The sequence below is a fragment of the Acidovorax sp. M2(2025) genome, from assembly GCF_049330835.1.
Classification (GTDB): domain Bacteria; phylum Pseudomonadota; class Gammaproteobacteria; order Burkholderiales; family Burkholderiaceae_C; genus Acidovorax.
In genome coordinates this window covers 864,526-885,190 of record NZ_CP186262.1, presented here as the reverse complement: position 1 = coordinate 885,190, position 20,665 = coordinate 864,526, and the positions used below count along the sequence as shown (strand labels likewise).

The 20,665-nt window shown below is 70.6% G+C and carries 16 protein-coding genes; 11 read left to right on the top strand and 5 right to left on the bottom strand.

Annotation, left to right across the window (positions count from 1 at the left end):
- Positions 1-39 precede the first annotated feature (39 nt).
- The 3 genes from ACOYR3_RS04130 to ACOYR3_RS04120 all read left to right on the top strand — a co-directional run bounded on the left by ACOYR3_RS04130 (position 40) and on the right by ACOYR3_RS04120 (position 7,315).
- Positions 40-792 (top strand): alanyl-tRNA editing protein, encoded by a 753-nt coding sequence (locus tag ACOYR3_RS04130; RefSeq protein WP_422845227.1) that lies wholly within the window; start codon positions 40-42, stop codon positions 790-792.
- Between the two features lie 284 nt (positions 793-1,076).
- A complete protein-coding gene (locus ACOYR3_RS04125; RefSeq protein WP_422845226.1) occupies positions 1,077-4,916 on the top strand; it encodes a DUF748 domain-containing protein in 3,840 nt (1,279 codons plus the stop codon).
- 131 nt (positions 4,917-5,047) lie between these two features.
- Positions 5,048-7,315, top strand: coding sequence for a protein-disulfide reductase DsbD family protein (locus ACOYR3_RS04120; RefSeq protein ID WP_422845225.1), 2,268 nt, complete (start codon positions 5,048-5,050; stop codon positions 7,313-7,315).
- 36 nt (positions 7,316-7,351) lie between these two features.
- Here ACOYR3_RS04120 and ACOYR3_RS04115 read toward each other — a convergent pair whose 3' ends face one another.
- Together ACOYR3_RS04115 and ACOYR3_RS04110 are read right to left on the bottom strand one after the other, a co-directional pair.
- Positions 7,352-7,702, bottom strand: coding sequence for an MliC family protein (locus ACOYR3_RS04115; RefSeq protein WP_422845224.1), 351 nt, complete (start codon positions 7,700-7,702; stop codon positions 7,352-7,354).
- 264 nt (positions 7,703-7,966) lie between these two features.
- The gene (locus ACOYR3_RS04110) at positions 7,967-8,779 is read right to left on the bottom strand and encodes an IclR family transcriptional regulator (protein WP_422845223.1); all 813 of its coding nucleotides are present in this window, start codon (positions 8,777-8,779) and stop codon (positions 7,967-7,969) included.
- 142 nt (positions 8,780-8,921) lie between these two features.
- Here ACOYR3_RS04110 and ACOYR3_RS04105 point away from each other — a divergent pair, with 142 nt between their 5' ends.
- The 4 genes from ACOYR3_RS04105 (at position 8,922) to ACOYR3_RS04090 (ending at position 13,057) form a co-directional block, all read left to right on the top strand.
- Positions 8,922-9,881: an MBL fold metallo-hydrolase gene (locus ACOYR3_RS04105; RefSeq protein ID WP_422845222.1), complete on the top strand. Its 960-nt coding sequence runs from the start codon at positions 8,922-8,924 to the stop codon at positions 9,879-9,881.
- Positions 9,882-10,068: 187 nt separating this feature from the next.
- Positions 10,069-11,721: an FAD-dependent oxidoreductase gene (locus tag ACOYR3_RS04100; protein ID WP_422845221.1), complete on the top strand. Its 1,653-nt coding sequence runs from the start codon at positions 10,069-10,071 to the stop codon at positions 11,719-11,721.
- Positions 11,722-11,735: 14 nt separating this feature from the next.
- A complete protein-coding gene (locus tag ACOYR3_RS04095; RefSeq protein ID WP_422845220.1) occupies positions 11,736-11,993 on the top strand; it encodes a DUF2783 domain-containing protein in 258 nt (85 codons plus the stop codon).
- 95 nt (positions 11,994-12,088) lie between these two features.
- Positions 12,089-13,057 carry a Bug family tripartite tricarboxylate transporter substrate binding protein gene (locus ACOYR3_RS04090; RefSeq protein WP_422845219.1) on the top strand — a complete coding sequence of 323 codons (969 nt, stop codon included), beginning with the start codon at positions 12,089-12,091 and terminating at the stop codon, positions 13,055-13,057.
- 185 nt (positions 13,058-13,242) lie between these two features.
- Here the strand turns inward: ACOYR3_RS04090 and ACOYR3_RS04085 are convergent, their stop codons facing one another.
- Together ACOYR3_RS04085 and ACOYR3_RS04080 are read right to left on the bottom strand one after the other, a co-directional pair.
- Positions 13,243-13,731, bottom strand: coding sequence for a DUF2062 domain-containing protein (locus ACOYR3_RS04085; protein ID WP_422845218.1), 489 nt, complete (start codon positions 13,729-13,731; stop codon positions 13,243-13,245).
- Between the two features lie 70 nt (positions 13,732-13,801).
- Positions 13,802-14,785: a TerC family protein gene (locus ACOYR3_RS04080; protein WP_422845217.1), complete on the bottom strand. Its 984-nt coding sequence runs from the start codon at positions 14,783-14,785 to the stop codon at positions 13,802-13,804.
- 125 nt (positions 14,786-14,910) lie between these two features.
- Between ACOYR3_RS04080 and ACOYR3_RS04075 the strand changes: the two genes are divergently transcribed.
- Complete coding sequence (locus ACOYR3_RS04075; protein ID WP_422845216.1) at positions 14,911-15,816, top strand: LysR substrate-binding domain-containing protein; 906 nt, start codon at positions 14,911-14,913, stop codon at positions 15,814-15,816.
- A 67-nt stretch (positions 15,817-15,883) separates the two neighbouring features.
- On the opposite strand, the gene ACOYR3_RS04070 is transcribed toward ACOYR3_RS04075, so the two are convergent.
- Entirely contained in the window at positions 15,884-16,468 is a 585-nt protein-coding gene (locus ACOYR3_RS04070) for a hypothetical protein (RefSeq protein WP_422845215.1), read from the bottom strand.
- A 214-nt stretch (positions 16,469-16,682) separates the two neighbouring features.
- On the opposite strand from ACOYR3_RS04070, the gene ACOYR3_RS04065 reads away from it, so the two are divergent.
- The 3 genes from ACOYR3_RS04065 to ACOYR3_RS04055 all read left to right on the top strand — a co-directional run bounded on the left by ACOYR3_RS04065 (position 16,683) and on the right by ACOYR3_RS04055 (position 20,433).
- Positions 16,683-18,269, top strand: coding sequence for an MFS transporter (locus ACOYR3_RS04065; RefSeq protein WP_422845214.1), 1,587 nt, complete (start codon positions 16,683-16,685; stop codon positions 18,267-18,269).
- Positions 18,270-18,419: 150 nt separating this feature from the next.
- Positions 18,420-19,538, top strand: a complete 1,119-nt coding sequence (gene hemE / locus ACOYR3_RS04060) for a uroporphyrinogen decarboxylase (RefSeq protein WP_422845213.1) — start codon at positions 18,420-18,422, stop codon at positions 19,536-19,538.
- A gap of 34 nt (positions 19,539-19,572) precedes the next feature.
- Entirely contained in the window at positions 19,573-20,433 is an 861-nt protein-coding gene (locus ACOYR3_RS04055; protein WP_422845212.1) for a helix-turn-helix domain-containing protein, read from the top strand.
- The last annotated feature ends 232 nt before the right edge of the window (positions 20,434-20,665 follow it).

Below are 20,665 nucleotides of genomic sequence, written 5' to 3'. Positions count from 1 at the left end.
CGATGGTAGCGGCGCAGGGGCCCGCGCTACCATCACCGCATGACCACCGACCTCTTCCGCCAAGACGCCTACCTGCGCGAGTGCAGCGCCCACATCACCGCCGTCACCGACACGGGCATCGTGCTGGACCAGACCGTGTTCTACCCCCTGGGCGGCGGCCAGGCGGGCGACAGCGGCGTGCTGGCCCTGGCGGACGGCACCGAAATCGCCATTGCCGACACCCGCAAGGGCAAGGACGCGGACGGCAACCCCACCAGCGACATCGTGCACCTCCCCGCGCCGGGCCAGGAGGACCGCCTGGCCCGGCTCACGCCCGGCACCGCCGTCACGGCCCGCATCGACTGGGAGCGCCGCCACCGCATGATGCGGCTGCACACCACCAGCCACCTGCTGTGCCATGTGGTGCCCCAGCTGGTCAACGGCTGCTCCATCACGCCCGACTATGCCCGGCTGGACTTCGCCATGACCGACCCGCTGGACAAGGACCAGCTCACGGCAGGCATCGCCGCCCTGGTGGCCGCCGCCCACCCGATCACGGTGGCGTCGATCAGTGACGATGAGCTGGACGCCAACCCCGGCCTGGTCAAGAGCATGAGCGTGCAGCCCCCGCGCGGCACCGGCCGCATCCGCACCATCCGCATCGGCGGCGAGGCCGGCGCACCGCTGGTGGACCTGCAGCCCTGCGGCGGCACCCACGTGGCCAACACGGCCGAGATCGGCGCCATCGTGGTCACCAAAATCGAGAAGAAAAGCGCTGCGACCCGTCGGGTGGTGCTGGGCTTTGCCCAGTGAGCGAAGCGAAAGCGCTTTTTTTTGGGGAGCACTCATTTGCGCGCAGCGCTAGTGGGTGCGCACCAAAAGACGGGACCCCGAGCCACCACACGAAGGGTGGTGCTGGGCTTTGCCCCCTGAACTCCCAATGTCAACAATATTGAACTGACGCAACGCGCCCGTTGCAATGGTTTACGCGGCCAGACGGCCGCCGGGGACAATAGCGGCCGCGCGCCTTGGCGCTCCGGTGCCCCGCGCCCCGGGGCCCCTGCCAGCACGCAACGCCGCCACCACAGCCTTCCGCCATGCCGATCTCCCTGCGTTCCGCTCCTGCGTCCCTTGCCACCCTGCGCCAGCACCGCTGGTTCCGCCCTGCCCTGCGCGCCGTCGCCGGACTGGGTGCGTTGTGGCTGCTGGCCTGGCTGGCCGTCCCGCCCCTGGCCAAGGGGCCGCTGGAGCGTGCGGCCTCCGAGCAGCTGGGCCGCCAGGTGACGATCGGTGCGCTGGACTTCCGGCCGTGGAGCCTGGAGCTCGCGCTGCGCGACGTGACCGTGGCCGGCGCCGAGGGCGCGCCACCGCAGCTGACCATCGGCCGCATTTATGCCGACGGCGAGCTGCAATCGCTGCTGCGCCTGGCGCCGGTGGTGGACGCCTTCACCATCGAGAACCCGGTGCTGCGCCTCACGCACCTGGGCGACGGGCACTACGACGTGGACGACATCCTGGCCAAGGTCACCGCGCGCCCCAGCGAACCCGAGCCCGATCCCGACAAGGGCCCCGCGCGGCTGGCGCTCTACAACCTGGCGCTCACCGGCGGCAGCATCGACTTCACCGACCGCACCGTGGGCAGCACGCACCAGGTCCGCGCGCTCACCCTCAACGTGCCGTTCATCAGCACCCTGCCGTCGCAGCGCGAAATCAAGGTGGAGCCGCGCCTTGCGTTCACGCTCGATGGCAGTGCCTTCGACTCGTCGGCCGAAGGCACCCCGTTTGCGCAGACCGGCCACACGGACGCCCACCTGCGCCTGGACGGGCTGAACCTCGCCTCCTACCTGGGCTACCTGCCCGCGAGCCTGCCGGTCAAGGTGCAGGGCGCCACGCTGGATGCCGATGTGAAGGTGGCCTTCGAGCAGCACCCGCGCATGGCCGTGAAGCTCAGCGGCACGGTGGCCGCCCGCGGCGTGCGCGTGGCCGACCGGCAGGGCGCCGACCTGCTGAGCTATGAGCGCCTGGCCATCGACATGGCCGACGTGCGCCCGCTGGAACAGGTGGTGCGCCTGAAACACGTCGAACTGACGGGGCCGGTGCTCACGGCCACGCGCGACGCGGCGGGGCAGATCAACCTGGCGCAGCTGGCGGCGTCCCCGGCCGCCCGGGGCCCGGCGACGGACGCGGCCGCCCCGCCGCCGGCCGGCGAATCCCAGGCCTCGGCCCCCGTGCCGGCGCCCCAGCCCCGCAGCAAGGCATCCAAGGCATCCGCCGCCGCGCCCAAGCCGGCCGCACCCGCCTGGACGGTGGAAGTGGCCACCGCCGCCGTGCGCGGCGGCACCGTGCGCTGGGCGGACCAGTCCACGCGCCCCGCGGCCGCACTGCAGGCCACGGACTTCACGCTGGACGCGTCCGGCCTGGCCCTGCCCTGGACCAAGCCGCTCACCTTCCAGGGCAGCCTGAACCTGCAGGGCAGCCCGCTGCAGTTCGCGGGCGAAGCCACCGACCAGAAGGCCCGCGTCACCACCACGCTGAAGGCGCTGCCGCTGCAGCTGGCCGCCCCCTACTTGGCCCAGGTGCTGGAGCCTGCCGTCTCCGGCCAGCTCACTGGCGACGTGGGCGTGCAGTGGGAGGCACCGGCCCAGCCCGCGCAGGCCGGCGCCACGGGCGTCACCCTGACGGCCGGCCCGCTGGTGCTGGAACAGCTGGCGCTGCGGCAGGGCAAGTCCACGCTCGCGGGCCTGGGCCAGCTGGAGCTGGCGGGCGCCCAGGTGCCGCTGGATGCGCACACCGCCACGCTGGAGCGCCTGGCGCTCAGCCGCCCGCAGATCGCCGTGGAGCGCGGCGCCGACGGGCGCTGGATGTTCGAGCGCTGGCTCAAGGCCGCCCCCGCGCAAGGCGCCGCGCAGGCCGCCGGGCCTGGGGGCCGCCAGAGCCCCGCCACGCCCTGGAAGCTGCGCGTGGCCGAACTCTCGGTGCAGGACGGCACCGTCAGCCTGGCCGACAACGCCCAGCCCCGCCCGGTGGCGCTGGAGCTGACGGCCCTGGGCCTCTCGGCCCGCGATCTGGCCACCGACGGCAGCAAGCCCGAGCCCGTTCAGCTGACGGCCCGCGCGGCGGTGCCCGGCCGGGGCAGCAAGGCTGCCGCCGCCGGCAAGCTCGACTACCAGGGCACGCTGGCGCTGCAGCCGCTGGCCACGCAGGGCAAGCTGGAGGCCACGCGGCTGCCGCTGCATGCGCTGGACGGCTACCTGGCCGGCCAGCTGGCGGTGGAACTGCTGCGCGCCGATGTGGGCTACCGGGGGCAGGTCAGCGCATCGCAGTCCGACAAGGGGCTGAGCCTGCGCCTGGCGGGCGACGCGGTGGTGGAAGACCTCAAGGCCAACAGCACCGCCGCCTCCACGCCCAAGACCGAGGCCCAGGTGGGCGAGGAGCTGCTGGCCTGGAAGAGCCTGAACCTGCGTGGCCTGGCCGTGGCCACCGCGCCCGGCTCCGCGCCGCGCGTGGAGGTCAAGGAGACCAGCCTGGTCGACTTCTTCGCGCGCATCACGGTGAACGAGGCCGGGCGCATCAACCTGAGCGACATCGCCAAGACGCCCGAAGAGGCCCGCGCCGCCAATGCCGCAGCCAGCGCTGCCGGCCCGGCCGCGGCACCGGCGTCCGCGCCCGCAGCCTCCGCCCCGGTTGCTGCCGTGGCCGCCGCGCCGGCCTCTGCCGCATCGGCCCCCGCCGCCGTGGCGCAGGCCAACCCGCTGGCGCCCGTGGTGCAGTTCGGGCCCGTGAGCCTGGTCAACGGCCGCGTGGCGTTTTCCGACTTCTTCATCAAGCCCAACTACTCCGCCGACCTGTCGGAGCTGACGGGCCGGCTCAGCGCTTTCTCTTCCCAGGCGCCGGGGGGAGAGCCCGTGCTGGCCGATCTGGAGCTGCGCGGCCGGGCCGAGGGTTCGGCCTCGCTGGAAGTCACGGGCAAGCTGAACCCGCTGGCCAAGCCGCTGGCGCTGGACATCGTGGGCGCGGTGCGGGGCTTGGAACTGCCGCCGCTGAGCCCCTATGCGGTGAAGTACGCGGGCCACGGCATCGAGCGCGGCAAGCTCAGCATGGACGTAACCTACAAGGTGCTCCCCAACGGCCAGCTCACGGCCAGCAACCGGCTCGTCCTGAACCAGCTGACCTTCGGCGAGCCCGTGCAGGGCGCCCCCGCCAGCCTGCCCGTGAAGCTGGCCGTGGCGCTGCTGGCCGACCGCAACGGCGTGATCGACCTGGACCTGCCCATCAGCGGCTCGCTGAACGACCCGCAGTTCCGCCTGGGCCCGGTGATCGGCCGCATCATCCTCAACCTGATCGGCAAGGCCCTGACGGCGCCGTTCGCGCTGCTGGCCAACGCCTTCGGCGGCGGCGAGGAAATGAGCAACGTGGCCTTCGCCCCGGGCAGCGCCACGCTCGCCCCCGAGGCGCAGCGGGGCCTGGACAAGGTGGCCAAGGCCCTGGCGGACCGCCCCGCGCTCAAGCTCACCGTGACCGGCCTGGCCAGCCTGCAGGACGAGCGCGAGGGCCTGCAGCGCGAGCGCCTGCGCCAGCGCGTGCTGGCCGAAAAGCGCCGCGCCAGCCCGGACGACACCTCCCCCGTGTCGGACGCCGAGTACCCCGACTTGCTCAAGGCGGTGTACCGCCGTGCCGACATTCCCAAGCCGCGCAACCTGGTGGGCCTGGCCAAGGACCTCACGGTGCCGGAGATGGAGGCCCTGCTCATCGCCAGCCAGCCCGCCACGCAGGCCATGTCTGCCGAGCTGGCGCAAGCCCGCGGCGAAGCCGTGCGCGACTACCTGGCGGCGCAGAAGGTGCCGGCGGATCGGCTGTTCATCGCCGCCCCCAAGGCCGACCCCAAGCCGGCGGACAAGTGGCAGCCGCACGCGGAGCTGTCGCTGGGGACGCAGTAAGCCGGCGCTCCGGCGCTCCGGCGCGCCTGCGGCCAGCGGGCGGCCGGGCGGGACGACAATGCGGTCTGGGCTGGGGTGGCGCTCCGGAGCGCCGGAACCAAACCCACCCGCCCCGCTCCCACACTGCAACCATGCCGCACCGCCCGCTCCGACACGCCGTTGTCACTCTTTTTTTGATAGCTGCCAGCGCTTTATGGACAAGCGCTAGCGCCCAATTTCCTACCAAATCCTCAGGCCAGGGCACCAGCGGGGTTTCCACGCCCCATGTGCGCGCCGACCTGGTCGCCCATGCGCCGCAGGGCGTGGCGCCCGGCCAGCCGCTGTGGCTGGGCCTGCAGATCACGCACCAGCCGGGCTGGCACACCTACTGGCGCAACCCGGGCGATTCCGGCCTGCCCACCGAGCTGACCTGGCAGCTGCCGCCGGGGCTGGACGCGGGCGAGATCAGCTGGCCGCTGCCCCGCAAGATTCCCATCGGCACGCTGGCCAACTACGGCTACGAAGGCACGGTGCTGCTGCCGGTGCCGGTCACGGTGGCCAGCACCTTTGCGCCGGGCCCGCTGGCGCAGGACGTCACCGTCAAGCTCCACGCCACCTGGCTGGTGTGCCGCAAGGAGTGCATCCCGGAAGAAGGCGACTTCAGCCTGCAGCTGCCCCTCAAGAGCACCACGGCGCTGAACGCCGCCGCGTTCGAGGCCGCGGCCCAGGCCCAGCCCCGGCCCCTGCTGGCCGACACCCAGGGCGTGCTGCCCGACAGCCAGGCCCGCATCACCGACGACAACGCCCTGCAGATCAGCGTGCACGGCCTGCCCGTGGCCTTGCGCGGGCGGGTGCTGGACCTGTTCCCCGAGGCCGGCGGCCTCATCGACAACGCCGCGCACTGGGGCCAGGCGTGGAACGGCAGCGTGTGGACGGCCAAGGTGCCCCTGTCGGACCAGCGCAGCGCCAGCCCGAACCGCATCTCCGTGGTGCTGGCCGAGCAGGCCGGCCCGGCCCATGGCGACGGGCCCGACACGCGCACCGGCTACCGTGCCGAGCTGCTGGTGCTCGGCACGTGGCCGCCCGTGGCGGCTGCGGGCGGCGCATCGTCCGCCCTTTCGCCTGCACTGGAGGCCGCGCTCAGGGCGAACGCCGCGCAGGCCGCTGGCGGCGCGGGCGCGGCCGGGGGAGCCTCCGCGCTCACGTTGTCGGCCGCGCTGCTCGGGGCCCTGCTGGGCGGGCTCATCCTGAACCTCATGCCCTGCGTGTTTCCGGTGCTGGCCATCAAGGTGGTGGGCTTCACCCGGCACGCGCAGGACCGCCGCGCCCACCGCCTGAGCGGCATGGCCTACACGGCCGGGGTGGTGCTGTCCTTCCTGCTGCTGGGGGGCCTCATGCTGGGCCTGCGTGCGGCGGGTGAAGCCATCGGCTGGGGGTTCCAGCTGCAGTCGCCCGCGGTGGTGGCGTCGCTGGCCGCGCTGTTCACGCTGATCGGGCTGAACCTGGCGGGGGTGTTCGAGTTCGGGCGCTTCCTGCCGTCCTCCGTGGCCAGCCTGCAGGCGCGCCACCCGGTGGCCGACAGCTTCCTCACGGGCGTGCTGGCGGTGGCCGTGGCCTCGCCCTGCACCGCGCCGTTCATGGGCGCGTCCGTCGGCCTCACGGCCACGCTGCCCGCGCCCCAGGCGCTGGCGGTGTTTGCGGCGCTGGGCCTGGGCCTGGCGCTGCCCTACCTGGCGGCGAGCCTGGTGCCCGCGGTGGCGCGCGCCCTGCCGCGCCCCGGCGCGTGGATGGACACCTTCCGCAAGTTCATGGCCTTCCCCATGTTTGCCACCGTGGTGTGGCTGGTGTGGGTGCTGGGCCAGCAAAGCGGCATCGACGGCGCAGGGGCGCTGCTGATCCTGCTGGTGGGCCTGGGCTGGCTGGCCTGGGCGCTGTCGCTGGCCGGCCGCGCACGGCTGTGGATGGGCAGCGTGGCCGTGGCGGCGCTGGCCCTGCTGGCCTGGGCCTTTGGCCCCCACATCACCCACATCGCGGCGGAACCGGTGGCCGCCACCGCATCCACCGCGTCCGCCACGCCGGGCGCTGGCTGGCAGCTCTGGAGCCCGGGCGCTGCCGAGCAGATCGTGTCCGGCGGACGCCCGGTGTTCGTGGACTTCACCGCCGCCTGGTGCGTGACCTGCCAGTACAACAAGAAAACCACGCTGGCAAACGCCGAGGTGCTGGCCGACCTGCAGGCCAAGAACGTCGCCCTGCTGCGCGCCGACTGGACGCGCCGGGACCCCGCGATCACCGCCGCGCTGGCCTCGCTGGGGCGCAACGGCGTGCCGGTGTACGTGTTCTACCGCCCCGGCAAGCCCCCCGTGGTGCTGACCGAGGTGCTGAGCGTGGACGAGGTGCGCAGCACCATCGCCCAGCTGTAGGAACCTGCTCTCAGCAGCGTGTTCTGAGCGCCGGACTCAGCGCGCCACGCAGTTCACACGCAGGGCGCGCGGCGCCTGGAAGTACATCGTGTTGCCCTTGCCACGGATGTAGGTGCCGCCGTCACCGTAGCCGAAGCCGGACGCCACGCGCTCGGGCTGCAGCGCGACGGTGCGGCCGTTCATTTCCAGCAGGGCCGGGCCTTCGGGGTTGGCAGGCCAGTGCACCACCAGCATGGGGCCGCGGTCGCAGGCATAGGTGGTCACGCGCTGCACCTGGGGCGCATCGGGCGCGCGGGGCGGGGTGCAGGCGCCGAGCACGGCGACCGACAGGGCGGCGGCGGCCAGCGCCGGCAGGCGGCGGGCCAGGGAAGGGGTGTTCTTTTGCATGGGATCTCCTCGAATCGGGGGTGGGCGCGGGCTGCGGCGGCCGGTGGCGGCACGCTGCGGGTCCCTCGGCGCGGCCCGCACCGTGGCCGGTATTCTGACGCACGCACACGGGCTTTGCGGCAGCGGCACCGAGGTGTCTGCGGGGCACAACGCCCGGTTTGCGCTGCGCCGCTCGCACAGCCCATCGTGCCGCGCGCACCAGAAATGCTATTAAAACAGTAGCTACTTGCGCTTTCTACACAAGCGTTGGAGGCTCATTTGATGCTAAGCGCCTGCCGCCTGCGCCCCCAGGCGCCGCGACAGGTGGCGGGCGGCCTCGCGCAGCTGCTGCGCGGCCGGGCTGTGCGGGCCGGCCTGCAGCGTGGCGCTGGGGCCGATCACGGCCAGGCACAGCACCAGCTGCCCGAACCCGTCGAACACCGGCGTGGCCAGCGCGCTGATGCCGGGCAGCAGCTGGTCCGTCACCTGCGCCACCTGGTGGGTGCGCACGGCCTCCAGCTCGGCGGCAAACGCGGGATCCTGCAGTGCCCCCGCAAACCCTTCGGCGGCGAGGGCAGCGGCGGCGCGCTCGCGCGGGCCGAACGCCGCAAACACCTTGCCGGTGGCCGTGTGCCGCACCGAGGCCGTGGTGCCGTGGCGCATGGCCACGTACACGGCCGTGGGGCCTTCCTCGACCCGGATGATGGTGGGACCGTTGTCGCCCCAGACCGAGGCCGACACGGTGTAGCCGATGCGCTGCGCCAGCGCGGGCAGCTCGGCAATCGCCAGGCGCACCGGGTCTACCTGCTGCAGGCTGATCAGCCCCAGCTGCATGGCCAGCGGGCCCAGGCCGTAGTGGCCGCTCACTGCGTCCTGCTCGATCAGGCCCAGCTTGCCAAAGCTGACCAGATAGGGGTGCGCCTTGGCCGCCGTCATGCCCGCGGCGCCGGCCAGGTCCTTGAGCGCCATGCGGCGCCCCGTGCGGGCCAGCACCTTCAGCAGCTGCCCACCCACCTCCACGCTCTGGATGCCGCGCGGGCTGCGGGGCGTGATGTCTTCGTCGTCGGCGGAGGGCAGGTCGGGGGGCATCGCGGTCATGCGCCGATTGTCCACGCGCAGCGGCACGCCCGCGGCGTTCGGGTTTTCACTTAAACAAATGCATTAGACATGGATGAATTTGTTGCCTAATATCAAAGCATTCGATTTAGATAAACGAATTCATCATTAACAAACAAACCCCATGAGCACCGTCAAAACCTTTGCCTCCGCCGCCGACCTCGAAGTGAAGAAGGTGAGCTTCGACAAGCTCTCCGAGCACGCCTATGCGTACACGGCCGAGGGCGACCCCAACACCGGCATCATCATTGGCGACGACGCGGTGATGGTCATCGACACCCAGGCCACGCCCGTGATGGCGCAAGACGTGATCCGCCGCATCCGCGAGGTGACGGACAAGCCCATCAAGTACGTACTGCTCTCGCACTACCACGCAGTCCGGGTGCTCGGTGCGAGCGCCTACGGCGCCGAGCACATCATTGCCAGCGAGGACACGCGCGACCTGATCGTGGAGCGCGGCCAGTTCGACAAGGACAGCGAGATCGGCCGCTTCCCGCGGCTGTTCCAGAACGTGGAGAGCGTGCCGGACGGCCTGACCTGGCCCACCATGACCTTCAACCGGAAGATGACGCTGTGGCTGGGCCGCGTGGAAGTGCAGATCCTGCAGCTGGGCCGGGGCCACACCAAGGGCGACACGGTGGCCTGGCTGCCGCAGGAAAAGATCCTCTTCAGCGGCGACCTGGTGGAGTACGACGCCACGCCGTATGCGGGCGATGCCTACTTCCAGGACTGGCCGCAGACCCTGGACAACATCGCGGCCCTCAAGCCCGAAAAGCTCGTGCCCGGCCGGGGCGCCGCGCTGCAGACGCCCGAGCAGGTGCAGGCAGGCCTGGCGGGCACCCGCGCCTTCATCAGCGACCTGTACGACAGCGTGAAGGCCCGCGCGGCAAAGGGCGAAGACCTGCGCAAGGTGTACGAAGCCACGTTCGCCAAGCTGCAGCCCAAGTACGAGCACTGGGTGATCTTCAACCACTGCATGCCGTTTGACGTGACCCGCGCGTACGACGAGGCCACGCAGTACCCGGACCCGCGCATCTGGACGGCCGAACGCGACATCCAGATGTGGAAAGCCCTGGAAGGCTAGGCAGAGAACAACCCCCTGAGGCGCTGCGCGCCTTCCCCCTTCTCTCGAACCGCTGCGCGATTCGGGAAGGGGGACGACGCCCTCGCTGCGGGGCGGCCCTTGCCTGGCGTCCCTCGCTCGGGGCGCGTCGGTTGCAAAGGTCAGCTCTCGACATCAGGCAATCGATCAAACACGAAGGTCGTAGAACATGAACCCCAGAGACATTCCCGCCGAGGTCTTCCACGCCAGTGGCGCCGAGGTGCAGGCCCTCGAATTCGGCTACGTGCGCTCGCCCGACCAGGACCGCGCCACGCCTGCGCAGCATCCCATCGTGGTCATCGGCGCGGGCCCCGTGGGCCTGTCGCTTGCCATTGACCTGGCCCAGCGCGGGCAGCGCGTGGTGGTGCTGGACAACGACCACAAGCTCTCGATCGGCTCGCGCGCCATCTGTTTTGCCAAGCGCACGCTGGAGATCTGGGACCGCCTGGGCGTAGGCCAGCCCATGGTGGACAAGGGCGTGTCGTGGAAACTGGGCAAGGTGTTTTTGCAGGACGAGCAGCTGTATGAATTCAACCTGCTGCCCGAAAAAGGCCACGAGCGCCCCGCCTTCATCAACCTGCAGCAGTACTACGCCGAGGCCTACCTGGTGGAACGTGCGCTGCAGCTGCCGGGCATCGACATCCGCTGGCACAACAAGATGACGGCGGTGCAAAGCCGCGCGGACGGCGCGCTGCTCACCATCGACACGCCCGAAGGCGCCTACGCAATCGACGCGCAGTGGCTCGTGGCCTGCGACGGCGCACGCTCGCCCACGCGGCAGATGCTGGGGCTGGAGAGCAAGGGGCGGATTTTTCAGGACCGCTTCCTGATCGCCGATGTGAAGCTGGCGGATGAGGCGAACTTCCCCACCGAGCGCTGGTTCTGGTTCGACCCGCCCTTTCACCCCAACCAGAGCGTGCTGCTGCACCGCCAGCCCGACAATGTGTGGCGCATCGACTTCCAGCTGGGCTGGGACGCCGACCCCGAGGAAGAAAAGAAGCCCGAGAACATCATCCCGCGCGTGCAGGCGCTGCTGGGTGCCGATGCGCAGTTCACGCTGGACTGGGCCAGCGTCTACACCTTTGCCTGCCTGCGCATGGACCAGTTCGTGCACGGCCGCGTCATCTTCGCGGGCGACAGTGCGCACGGCGTGTCGCCCTTCGGCGCGCGCGGCGCGAACAGCGGCGTGCAGGACGCCGAGAACCTGGCCTGGAAGCTGGACTGGGTGCTCCAGGGCCGCGCCGGCCCGGCGCTGGTGAATACGTACGGGCCGGAGCGCGAGTACGCGGCCGACGAGAACCTGTGCAACTCCACGCGCGCCACGGACTTCATCACGCCCAAGAGCGAGGTGAGCCGCCTGTTCCGCGACGCCGCCCTGCACCTGGCGCGCGAGCATGCATTTGCGCGGCGCATCGTCAACAGCGGGCGCCTGTCGGTGCCGGCCACGCTGCACCAGTCACCACTGAACACGCCCGATACCGATGCGTTTGTGGGCACGCAGGTGCCCGGCGCCGTGCTGCTGGATGCGCCCTTGACGAAGCAGGGCCAGCCCACCTGGCTGCTGCGCGAACTGGGGCCGGACTTCACGCTGCTGGTGTTTGGCCCGGCCCCCACCTGGGCGCGTGACCTGCCCGGTGTGAAGGTGCTGCAGATCGGCATCGAGGTGATCGACCCCCAGGCGCTGGCCGCCCAGCGGCTGGACGCCCAGCCCGGTACCGCCTACCTGGTGCGCCCCGACCAGCATGTGTGCGCACGCTGGCGCGTCCCGACCGAAGCGGCCGTGCGCGGCGCACTGGCCCGGGCCACGGCCACTGCCCTCTGACAAGGAACATGCCCATGCTGAACACCCAACCGAACCTGCAGGCCTGCGACGACTTTTACGAAGCGCTGATCGCGGCGCACCAGGGCCTGTCCACCCCCGAAAGCCACGCCATGAACGCACGCCTGGTGCTGCTGCTGGCCAACCACATCGGCGAGCAGGCCACGCTGCAGCACGCGCTGCAACTGGCGCGCGGCGCGGCCGTCCCCACGGCAGACCGGCGCGGCCACCCGGCCATCACGCCAGTGGTGCCCAGCCACGCCGCGACGGCCTGATCACCGCCCTTTTCCACCCCAGGCTTCAGCGCCGCGCAGACGGTGCAAGGCCCGGCTTTGCCTTGAATTTTTTGACAACACCACGGAGACAACCCATGCAGCGCAAACACTTCCTGGCCACCCTTGCGGGCCTGGCCCTGGCCGCCACCCTGCCCCTGGCCCACGCCCAGGACCCCAAGCCGCTCGAGTGGGTGGTGGGCTATGCCGCGGGCGGCGGCTCGGACATCGTGGCGCGCACGATTGCCGAATCCATGTCGGCCACGCTGGGCCGGCCCATCGTCATCAACAACAAGCCGGGCGCGGGCACCAACATTGCTGCCGAGTACAGCGCGCGCAACAAGGACTACGGCAACCTGATGTTCTCGGCCGACTTCGCCACGCTGGCAGCCAACCCTTTCTTGTTCAGCAAGCTGAGCTACAACGCCGAGAAGGACTTCCAGCCCGTGGGCCTGCTGGTGCGCTTTCCGATGTTCCTGGTGGTGTCCCCCAGCGTGCCGGCCAAGAACCTCAAGGAGTTCATGGCCTGGGCCAAGGGCATGCCTGATGGAGTGAACTGGGCATCGGCCGGCCCGGGCAGCCCGCACCATCTGGTGGGCGAGCTGTTCCGTGAGCAAAGCGGCCTCAAGCTGACGCACGTGCCCTACCGCGGTGCGGCCCCCGCCATCCAGGACGTGATCGGCGGCCAGGTGCCCGCCATGTGGATCGACAGTGCCACCGTCTATCCCTTCCTCGCAGGCAACAAGGTGCGCGCCATCGGCGTGGCCAGTCCGCAGCGGGTGGCGACCATGCCCGATGTGCCCACGATTTCCGAACAAGGTCTGCAGGGGTTTGAAGGCTTTGCATGGCAGGGTCTGGTGGTGCCCACGGGCGCGCCGGCCGATGTGGTGGCCAGCTTCAGCAAGGCGCTGCAGACGGCCCTGGCCGACACGCGCACCAAGGCCCGCCTGCAGGCCCTGGGCGTGGAGCCCATGCCCGGCACGGCCGCCCAGATGGGCAGCTTTGCCCGCGCGGAACGCGAGAAGTGGGGCCGCGTGATCACCAAGGTGGGGGTAAGGCTTGACTGACCCCCTGAGCGGCTACGCCGCTTCCCCCCTGGAGGGGGACGCCACCGGTGGCCTGGCGAACCCGGGCTTCCCCCTGTGTCGCCTGCGGCGCCTTCCCCCGGAGGGGGACGCCACCCGTGGCCTGGCAAAGCCAGTTCCACGGTGGCGCTGGCCTGACGCAGCGCCAGTTTTAGGCATGGGGCCGCTCAGCGGCTGCGCGCGAGCCGCCGCTTGCGCTGCAGGGCGGGCGCCAGCCACAGCAGTTGCACCGTGGCATAGCCCAGCAGCGCCATCACCAAGCCCAGTGTGGGCAAACCCACCAGCAACGGCGTGCCCAGCGCCTGAACCCAAGCGCCCAAGGCCTGCACCGTGAACTCGCCGCCCGGTGCCACGCTGGTCCAGGCGGGCAGCGTTTGCTCCCCCGGCATCACCAGCGCCCCCAGGTAAAAGGCCAGCGCATACAGCGGAAGGGTTGTGAGCGGGTTGGTATAGAACGTGGCGATACCGCCCGCCACCACGTTGCCGCGCAGCCAGGTGCACACCAGCAGCGTGCCCGGGATCTGCAACGGGCCGGGGATGAGCCCACAGAACATGCCTGCGGCCACCCCACGCGCCAGTGGCTGGCGCTGAAACCGGAACAGGGCCCGCTGCTCCAGCCAGGGCTGGAACTGCGCCAGCCAGCTTCGGTCCAGCATCTGACGGGCCCTGGGCTCCAGCCCACGCAGCCAGCGGCGCAGAGAGCACAACCTCTGACCCACCACGAACTCAGTCCTTGTGCGGCAGGGCGGGCCGGGCACCGTGGGCGCTCTCGCCCGAGTTGCGCAGCGACAGGAAGATGGACCCTGCAATCAGCGTGGCCGTCACCAGCAGCGCATAGCCGATCGGGATCTTCACCAGGTCGATGAGCAGCATCTTGCCGCCGATGAACACCAGCACCAGCGCCAGGCCGTAGGCCAGCAGGTGGAAGCGGTTGGCCAGGTCGGCCAGCAGGAAGTACAGCGCCCGCAGGCCCAGGATGGCGAAGATGTTGGCCGTGAGCACGATGAACGGGTCGCTCGTGATAGCGAAGATGGCCGGGATGCTGTCCACCGCGAAGATGATGTCCGTGGTGCCGATCAGCACCAGCACCACGAACAGGGGCGTGAAGTGCTTGACGCCATTGATCATGGTCGAGAGCTTTTCGCCGTCGAACTGGTCGGTGATGCGGATGCGCTGCTTCAGGAACCGGAGCACCGGGTTGGTGGCGATATCGGGCTCCTGACCCGCAGCAAACCACATCTTCACGCCCGTGACGACCAGGAAGGCGCCGAACACATACAGCAGCCAGTGGAAGGTCGCCAGCAGCCAGGCGCCTGCCAGGATGAGCAAGGTGCGCAGCACGATGGCGCCGATGATGCCGATGATGAGCGCGCGCTTCTGGTACTGCGGCGGCACGGCAAAGTAGCTGAACAGCATCAGGAACACGAAGATGTTGTCCACCGACAGGCTCTTTTCCACCAGGTAGCCGGTGATGAACTGCATGGACACGGTGTTGGCCACCTCGCGCCCCTGGCTGTCGTCCAGGTACCACCACAGGATGGCCACGAACACGAAGGCCAGCGAGAACCACAGCAGGCTCCAGCGCACGGCCTCTTTCATGGTGACCTTGTGGGCGCCCTGGCGCTCCATCACCAGCAGGTCGATGGCAATGGCCACGACCACAAAGACGGCGAATCCCGTCCACATCCACCAGGTGCCTATGGTTTCCATCGTGCAGCGCCTCCAGAGCAAGTCATTCAACGAAGGCCCGAATGTAGAAGCGCAAGAACTTCCTTAAAACCTGCAATATCGGTACGATGACTTCGGTTTTTACGAACCACCAATGCAAGCGCACCATGAGCCAGAGCTTCAATTACCGGCATCTGTTCTATTTCTGGGTGGTGGCCAAGGAGGGCGGCATCGCCCGCGCCGCCGAGCGCCTGGACATGGCGGTGCAGACCATCAGCGCCCAGGTGCGGGAACTGGAAAAGTCGCTGGGGGTCGCGCTGCTGCGCAACGAGGGGCGCAGCCTGGTGCTCACGGACGCAGGCGTGGCCGCGCTGCACGAGGCAGACCACATCTTTGCGCTGGGCGAACAACTGCCGCACCGGGTGCGCGAGGCCGCCAGCGGCCAGACGGTGCGGCTGAACCTGGGCATCTCGGACGGCATCGCCAAGCTGGCCATGCACCGCCTGCTGACCCCGGTGCTGGACGAGCCGCACCTGCGCCTGCTCTGCCATGAGGGGGAGTTCCAGCCGCTGCTGGCCGAGCTGGCGCTGCACAAGCTGGACGCCGTGCTGGCCGACCGCCCCGCGCCGCCGAACCCGGCGCTCAAGACCACCAGCCAGCTGCTGGGCACCAGCGCCGTGGCCTGGTACGCGCCGCCCGAGTGGGCCGAGGCGGCGGCACACGAATTTCCGCGCAGCCTGGCGGTGGTGCCGGTGCTGCTGCCCACCGAGCACGCCGCCATGCGCGCACGCATCGACCACTGGCTGGAACGCGAGCGCATCCGCCCGCGGGTTGCGGGCGAATTTGAAGACAGCGCGCTGCTGAGCACCTTTGCCGCCACGGGCATGGGCGTCATGCCCGCGCCGGCGTCCCTGGGCGCGCACCTGGGCCGCACGCACGGCCTGGTCCCGGTGGGCACCAGCCCCGACGTGCAGGAGCAGTTCCACCTGATCTACAACGCCCGCAAGGTGATGCATCCGCTGCTCACCCGGCTGCTGGCGGCAGGCCAGAGCGGGACGCTACTGAATCAGTAGCGCGCCGCGTCCGCCGCGCCCCCAGCATCCGCAGCGCGCCTGATGGGCCCGCGGGCCCGGCGCGTCACTACTGGGCCGCGCTCGACTGCCGCTGCAGGTACTGGTCCAGCACGGCACGCCCGGCCCCGGTCGGGTCGAGCACCTCGCCGGTGCGGGCCGACCGGATGCCGGCCGCGGTGATGGCGGCAGTGCGGTCGGTGATGGAAATCACCGCCTGGTACAGGCCGTCGTCGCCCGCGCGCTCGTTGGTGTACACGCACAGGGGCTCGCCAGGCCGGGCAAAGTAGATCACGCCCGCATCGGTGGGCAGGTTGGGCACGCGCAGGAATTGCGTGTACAGGATGGTGGGCACCGGGTCCTGCACCGCGCCGTTGATGTAGTAGGGCTTTTGCCAGTCATCGTTGGACACCACCAGGTTGTACGCCAGCGAGCGAACCTGGAGCGTGGGGTTGCGGCCGTTGCCCACCGATTCCGCCAGCACGTACAGGATCTTGGTGCCCCGGTACAGCGGGCCGTCCGTCCCGACCACGGTGCAGGCCACGCCTTGCAGGCTGGATGCCGTGTGCACGGCCGCCGTGCTGATGTTCAGCAAGTCGGCGTGGGCCAGCCCAGCCGCCACAACCATCCCCATCGAAATTGCAAATTTTTTCATATCCCTCTTCTCCATTGGCAAATGCGGCGGGCATGCTCGCAGGCGCCGGGCCGCCGGCGGTTGCCGGCACCGCGCACGCTCAGGGCGCGCCGCCGCAGCCAGTCTACCCCCGCAAACCCGCAATGGCGCGCGCCAGCACGGGTGCGGCGGAGCGTCTACCATGCAGTCGGTCTCTCCTGGTCAACCACTTTACTTTTTATTGCACCGCATCCCCATGGCCGCACCGTCCCCCACCTCGTTATGGAGCCCCTTGCGCCAGCCGGCCTTCCGGGGGCTGTGGCTCTGCGGCGGGGTGTTCTTCATCGGCAACGGCATGCAGTCCATGGCGGCTGCCTGGCTGATGGTGGAACTGTCGGGCTCGTCCTTTCTGGCGGCCCTGGTGCAGACGGCCGTGTTCATGCCCATGTTCCTGCTGGCGCTGCCAGCGGGGGTGCTGGCGGACACCACCGACCGGCGGCGCCTGATTTCCGGGGCCTTGCTGGCCCAGGCCGGCGCCTGCGCGCTGCTCACGCTGCTGGTGCTGCTCGGTTGGGGCGGGCCCGCGTCCGTGCTGCTGCTGGTGTTCGTATGCGGGTGCTGCACGGCCGTGCTCACGCCGGCGTGGAACTCCTCGGTCATCGACCCGGTGCCGCGCGACGAATGGCCCCAGGCCATCACGGCCGTGAGCATTGCCTACAACGCGGCACGGGCCGTGGGGCCGACGCTGGCCGGGCTGGTCTTTGCCCGGCTCGGAGCCGGCTGGGTGTTTGCCGTCACGGTGGCCTCCACGCTGGTGATGTGGGACGCCATCCGCCGCTGGCCGCCCCGGGCGCACCCGCCGTCCAAGCTGCCGGCCGAGCGCCTGTGGGGCGGCACGCTCAGCGGGCTGCGCTTTGCCTGGCATTCGCGCCTGATCCTGGCGCAGCTGGTGCGGGTGATGGCCTTCAGCGCGGCCGGATCGGCCCTGTGGGCGCTGCTGCCGGTGATCGCGCAGCGCCAGCTGGGCACGGGCGCGCAAGGGTTTGGCCTGCTGATGGGCTGCCTGGGCACGGGTGCCGTGGGGGTGGGGCTGATCCTGGGCCGCCTGCGGGCGCGCTTCGGCCTGGAAAAAATCGTGGGCGTGGCCGGGGTCGTGTTTGCCGCGGCCATGCTGGTGGCGGCGCTCACCCATGTGGCGGACGTGGTCTACGTGGCCATGCTGTTTGCGGGGGCGGCGTGGATGTCCGCGATGTCCACCTTCAACACCGCCACGCAGGCCAGTGCACCCCAGTGGGTGCGCTCGCGCGCCGTGGCGATGCACATGGTGGCCGCCCTGGGCGCGTTCGCGCTGGGCTCGGCCTTCTGGGGCGCGGCCTCCGACATCCTGGGCCTGGCGCCCACGCTGATCGCGGCCGCGGCGCTCATGGGCGCGGGCCTGCTGCTGGCACGGCCCATGCCCCTGCGCATGGGCGCGCTGCACGAGGTGACCCAGGCCACGCCCTGGGACGAGCTGTTCATCGAGGCCGAGCCCCTGCCCGAGGCGGGCCCGGTGGCGGTGGAAGTCGGCTACCGCATCGTGCCAGGCACGGATGCCGCCTTCCTGGACACCATCAGCCGCATGAAGGCCCCGCGGCGGCGCGACGGCGCCACCTTCTGGCGTGTGTACAAGGACCTGGGTGAGCCCTCGCGCTATGTGGAGCGCTTCATTGTCGAGTCCTGGGCCGACTACCTGCACCAGCGCGCCCGCGCCACCATGGCCGACCAGGCGCTGGAGACGGAAGTTCGCGCCTTTCTCGCCCCGGGCGAAACAGCCAGCATGTCGCACTACATCGCCGAGAGGTAGCCCCCTGAGCCGCTTCGCGCCCTCCTCCTGAGGGGGGTCGCCCAGCGGCCTGGCAAAGCCCGTCCCGCGGGCGCACCGACTTGATGCGCGTCAAATTTCTGCCGTCACATCGGGTGCCGGGGGCGGGGGCCGGCCTGCGACAATCGCGGGATGACCTTCGCGCCCCTCTCCAACGACACCTTCCTGCGCGCCTGCCGCCGCCAAGCCACCGACTACACGCCCCTGTGGCTCATGCGCCAGGCGGGCCGCTACCTGCCCGAGTACAAGGCCACCCGCGCCCAGGCGGGCAGCTTCATGGGCCTGGCCACCAACGTGGACTACGCCACCGAAGTCACGCTGCAGCCCCTGGAGCGTTTCCCGCTGGATGCCGCCATCCTGTTCAGCGACATCCTCACCGTGCCGGACGCCATGGGCCTGGGCCTGTCGTTTGCCGAAGGCGAAGGCCCGCGCTTTGCCAAGGCGGTGCGCGACGAAGCCGCCGTGGCCGAACTGGCCGTGCCCGACCTGGACAAGCTGCGCTATGTGTTCGATGCCGTCACCAGCATCCGCAAGGCCCTGAATGGGCGCGTGCCGCTCATCGGCTTCTCGGGCAGCCCCTGGACGCTGGCCTGCTACATGGTCGAGGGCAAGGGCAGCGACGACTACCGCCTGGTCAAGACCCTGATGTACAGCCGCCCCGACCTGATGCACCGCATCCTGGCCGTGAACGCCGACGCCGTGGCCGCCTACCTGAACGCCCAGATTGACGCGGGTGCCCAGGCCGTGATGGTGTTCGACAGCTGGGGCGGCGTGCTGGCCGACGGCGCATTCCAGGAGTTCAGCCTGGCCTATACCGCGCGCGTGCTGGCGCAACTCAAACGCACCGGCGTGGACGGCCAGGACGTGCCGCGCATCGTCTTCACCAAGGGCGGCGGCATCTGGCTGGAAGACATGAAGGACATCGACTGCGAAGTGCTGGGCCTGGACTGGACGGCCAACCTCGGCAAGGCGCGCACCATCGTCGGCGGCCGGGTGGGCGGCCCGGGCAAGGCGCTGCAGGGCAACATCGACCCCAACGTGCTGTTTGCGCCGCCCGCGCAGATCGTCACCCAGGTGCACGCCGTGCTCGACAGCTTCGGCAAGCCGCACACCGACAAGTCCACCACCGGGCCCACGCACATCTTCAACCTGGGCCACGGCATCAGCCAGTTCACGCCGCCGGAGCATGTGGCGGCCCTGGTCGAGGCGGTGCACAGCCACTCCCGCGCGCTGCGCGCGAAGGCTGCCTGAGCGGCGCGGCCGTCGGCCAAGGGCGCAGGCCGCGATGCCGGCAGACACGATCCACAGCGCTTCGGCCGTGCAGGCTCCCGGCTCGCCCCTGTCCGGCTGCGTGCGCGCCTACATCTGGCGCGACCTGGCGGCGCTGCCCGCCGGCACGCCCCGCGACACCCGCGTGCCGGCCAGCCCCTACCCCGGCCTCCTGTGGCTCGTGCGCGGGGCCGTGCACCTGCACGAATGCGCCGGGCAGCCCGCCGACCAGTGGCTGCCCCGCACGGCCCTGTCGGGCGCGCACCGGCACGCCTACCATTCCACGTCCGAGGCCGGCGGCAACTTCTTTTGCCTGGCCTTCCAGCCCGGCGCCCTGGCCCTGCTGACCGGGCGCGACCTGCAGCCGCTGACCGACCGGGTGGAGGACGCGCACGGCTGGCTGCCTGCCGGCCCCGAACGCGCACCCTGGCAGGACTGGCTGCACGCCATGCACAGTGCGCCCGACCATGGCGCCCGCGTGGCGCTGTGCGAAACCTTCCTGGCGCCGCGCTGGGCCGCCGCCGCGCACGAGCACGCGGCCTGGCTGCGCGTGCACGCCGCCCGCTGGGAACGCCCCGCCCGCCAGGCCCTGGCCCAGGAGCTGGGCTGGACGCCCCGCCACCTGCAGCGGCGCGTGCGCCAGCTCACCGGCCTGCGCCCCGGCGAGGTGGAACGCATGCTGCGGGCCGAAACCGCCCTGCTGGCCATGCGCGATGCCAACGCCAGCGCCCTCGATGCCGCCCTGCACCACGGCTACGCGGACCAGGCGCACTTCAGCCGCGAAACGCGCGCGCTGTACGAGCGCCCGCCCGCAGCGCTCAAGGTGCACACGCTGCGGCCCGCCACCGACGCCGACTGGATGCTGCGGCGCGGCTGAGAACGTGTTTACGATCTCGCAGGGGATCGCGTTGGAGCGCAATCGGGAGGAGTGGATGCTTCGGTTGCGCCGCATGGGCTCATGCCCATGCAAGCAGCCGGGGTGTCCAATCGCCCGATTTCGCTCCAACCCTTCGGGCAGCGGCCTTTGCGGGCTGCCTGCGGCGTTGCGGCGTTTGCCAATAGCCGAGCTATCCACGGCCCACCGCGCCTTGCATCCCATCCCGCAAAGA